The following is a 3,824-nucleotide window of genomic DNA, read 5'->3' on the forward strand; positions in this document are numbered from 1 at the left end:
GCCCACTCACCTCCTCGTGATTTGTAGTATACCGAGTTCCCTACAAAGAAGAATTATAAAGAAAAAATAAGCTCAGGGAAATATTTTCATAACGTTTTGTGCCTGAGCGAAGCGAAAGGAATGGATATAAAGATGAAAAAGAAGGATTTTGTAGAAGGCTTGATTGAAAAGACAGAGTTTCCGAATAAAGGGACATTTGCATTTGAGGACCGGGAGATCACAGTCAAAGGGGTCATCCAGGGCCAAAGAATCGCAGGACAGGTGACCAAGCTTCGGAAAGACAAAGCTGTCGCCAGACTGGTAGAAGTGCTGGAGCCGTCTGAGATGGAGGATGGTATCCCAAGGTGTCCTCATTTCGGGACCTGCGGGGGCTGTTTTTATCAGACGGTTTCCTATGAAAACCAGCTGAGAATCAAAGAGGGTCAGGTACGGGAGCTTTTAAAGGATTATATCCCCGATGAAAAATGGGAGGGAATCAAAGGAAGCCCTAAATGGTGGGAATACCGCAACAAGATGGAGTTTTCCTTTGGAGATGAAGTCAAAGAAGGCCCGCTGGCTCTGGGCATGCATAAGAAGAATACATTCCACGATATTGTCAACATTACGGACTGCAAAATTGTGGATAATGATTATAATCTGATCGTCTCCTGTGCATTAAATTATTTTTCACGATTAGGCTGTGATTTTTATCATAAAATGAGCCACGAGGGATATCTAAGGCACTTGGTTATCCGCCGTTCCGAGGCAAATGGGGACCTGCTAATCAATATCGTCACAACTTCCCAGGCTGATGTGGATATGAAGCCTCTGGCAGAGGAGATGCTCTCTCTGCCCCTTCACGGCAGCATCCGGGGGATTCTGCATACGATGAACAACAGTCTGGCCGATGTGGTGCAGGCAGACCGGATAGAGACAATTTACGGGGAGGACTTTTTCTATGAGGAAATCCTTGGGCTGAAATTTAAGATTTCTCCGTTTTCTTTCTTCCAGACTAATACTTTGGGGGCGGAAGTGTTGTATGAGACTGCCAGGGAGTATGTAGGAGAGACGAAGGACAAGGTCATCTTTGACTTGTACAGCGGAACCGGGACCATTGCCCAGATGCTGGCGCCGGTGGCAAAGAAGGTGGTCGGTGTGGAGATCGTCGAAGAAGCCGTGGAGGCTGCCAGGGAAAATGCCGGTTTCAATGGGCTTGATAACTGTGAATTTATCGCAGGGGATGTGCTGAAGGTGATCGATGAGCTGGAAGACAAGCCGGACTTTATTGTGCTGGACCCGCCCCGGGATGGGATACATCCGAAAGCAATTCAGAAGATCATTGACTTTGGGGTGGAGAAGATGGTTTATATCAGCTGTAAGCCTACGAGCTTGGCGAGGGATCTGGAAATCTTTCGGGAGGCCGGGTATGAAGTTGAGAGAGGGGGATGTGTGGATATGTTTCCTTCGACGGTGCATGTGGAGACGGTGGTACTGCTTTCCCACAAAAAGCCAGATAGTCATATCAACGTAAAAGTAGAGTTTGGCGAGGGTGAGGACAAGGTTCCGCTAAAGGCGATTTCTGAAAGAGCAGAAGCCTACAAGCCGAAAGAGCGAGTTACTTACAAGATGATACAGGAGTACATAGAAGCGAAATATGGCTTCAAAGTACATACCGCATATATTGCAGAGGTAAAGAGGAAATTAGGTTTGCCGATGTACGATGCTCCAAATGCGGTAGAGGAATTGAAACAGCCGAGGAAGCATCCAACACCAGAAAAAGTAGAAGCAATCAAAGATGCCTTGAAGCATTTTGAGGTTATATAATATGTATTTTTGAGGTTAGAAACATGAGTATAGATAATGTGATATCAATAGTTATTAGTATATTGGGTTCTTCTTTGATTACATTAATTTTATCTACCTTCATTTTTCAGCCGATGCAGGAAAAAAAGAGAGTGTATGAATCAATAATTGTATTTGCACAAATTGTACTTTTTCCTGCTGAAGCCAAGCTTTCTTTAGGAGTTGCCAGATATAACAAGAATTATCTGATGATGAAAATAGAAATAATGCAATAAATGATTTAAAAATGGCAATTCCTAAGCTGAAGCTGATTTCCAAGGATGACGGTTTGACGAAAGAAGTAGAAAAATTTATCCAACAACAAAATGAAGAACAATTTAATGTGTTGGTAATGCGACTGAGAAAGGATTTATATAAATAAAATTTGAACTTGTTAGACAAAGGCGGTTTTGGTGTTAGAGTAACGATGAAAAATTGCATTGGGAGAAATATAATGACAAAAAAGAAAAATGAGATAGCTATCCATAGCTCGGCAGCAGAATATCTGACGTATGTCGCGTCTATCGGAGATAATGCGCATAGCATGGAAATGCGCTATGAGGATGAGAATATATGGCTGACGCAGAGAATGATGGCACAGCTTTATGACGTAAGTTTGCCGACAATAAATGAGCATATTAAGAAAATATATGATGATAGTGAGCTTGTTGAGGAAGCAACTATTCGGAAATTCCGAATAGTTCAAACGGAAGGAACAAGACAGGTAAACCGTGAAGTTATCCATTATAATTTGCAGATGATTATCGCAGTCGGTTTTAAGGTAAACAATGAGCGTGCAGTGCGTTTCCGTAAGTGGTCAGGACAAATTGTTAAAGATTATACCATCCAGGGCTGGACAATGGATAAAGAACGTCTAAAAAAAGGTCATATGTTCACAGATGAGTATTTTGAGCGGCAGTTAGAGAACATTCGTGAGATAAGGCTTTCAGAGCGTAAATTTTACCAAAAGATTACTGACCTATATGCTACTGCTTTTGATTATGATAAGGATGCGGGGACTACCAGACGTTTTTTCCGGACCGTACAAAATAAAATGCATTGGGCTGTTCATAGACATACGGCAGCAGAACTTATTGTTGAACGGGCTAATGCGGAGAAGGAACACATGGGATTATCTACATGGGAAGCAGCTCCAAATGGAAAAATTGTAAAAGCTGATGTGTCAATCGCAAAGAATTATTTAAATGACAAAGAAATATCCTATATGGAAAGGATTGTATCTTTATATCTTGATTATGCAGAATTGCAGGCAGAACGTCATATTCCGATGAGTATGGAAGATTGGGCAAAGCGGTTAGATGGTTTTCTGGAATTTAACGGAAACGAGATACTTACAGGTGCAGGTAAGATTAGTGCAGAGCAGGCAAAACTCCATGCAGAAACAGAATTTGAAAAATATCGTATTGTACAAGACAGACTATTTATGTCTGATTACGATAAGTTTTTGATGGAATTAGAAGAAAAAGGAAAACAGAATTTATAAAGTAGGAAACAGCAGAAGATAATAAATGGTGTAAAAATGAGTATTAAATATATTTTTTGTGGGAAAAGGGATGCACAATCAGTGTTAGTACTGTATAAGTATTGTCCATATTTCCGTGATTTTGTGGGGATATGTTTTAATTTGATACTCATGTGGAGACTTGTGTGTTGCTACAACGAAAAACTATGTAGAGATCCTTAATTTTAGGCACTTTTTCAAGCATATCGTGTTTACAAGTGAGGGTGATAAAATCCGAAATAAAGAGATTAAAAACTATATCAATGTTTCAGTAGTAGTTGATATAGAGTGTGGGAACACAACAAATTAAATATTGAATTTGAGGGGTACTTGTAAAAAAGTATCCCTTTTTATGTATGACGGGCATGTCCGTGTTCTGTGGTGCAAGTCCACATAGGCGTAGCTACCGACGAACTTGTAAGCGACTCCCAAGGTTTGCATCGTGAGGTGTGGGCGAGAAGAAGGGATAGCGAAATCGTAG

General features: G+C 41.0%; 3 protein-coding genes. All 3 read left to right on the plus strand.

All coding sequences use genetic code 11. From position 1 onward, the window contains the following. Window positions 1-132: 132 nt before the first annotated feature. Window positions 133-1,803 carry a 23S rRNA (uracil(1939)-C(5))-methyltransferase RlmD gene (rlmD, locus tag CI597_RS17375; protein ID WP_024728517.1) on the plus strand — a complete coding sequence of 557 codons (1,671 nt, stop codon included), beginning with the start codon at window positions 133-135 and terminating at the stop codon, window positions 1,801-1,803. A 23-nt stretch (window positions 1,804-1,826) separates the two neighbouring features. Further along, window positions 1,827-2,057 carry a hypothetical protein gene (locus CI597_RS17380; protein ID WP_024728516.1) on the plus strand — a complete coding sequence of 77 codons (231 nt, stop codon included), beginning with the start codon at window positions 1,827-1,829 and terminating at the stop codon, window positions 2,055-2,057. A 218-nt stretch (window positions 2,058-2,275) separates the two neighbouring features. Further along, on the plus strand, window positions 2,276-3,325 hold the full coding sequence (locus CI597_RS17385) for a virulence RhuM family protein (RefSeq protein WP_024728515.1): 1,050 nt from the start codon (window positions 2,276-2,278) through the stop codon (window positions 3,323-3,325). Window positions 3,326-3,824 lie beyond the last annotated feature (499 nt).

The sequence above is a fragment of the Anaerostipes hominis (ex Lee et al. 2021) genome, from assembly GCF_002270485.1.
GTDB lineage: Bacteria > Bacillota > Clostridia > Lachnospirales > Lachnospiraceae > Anaerostipes > Anaerostipes hominis.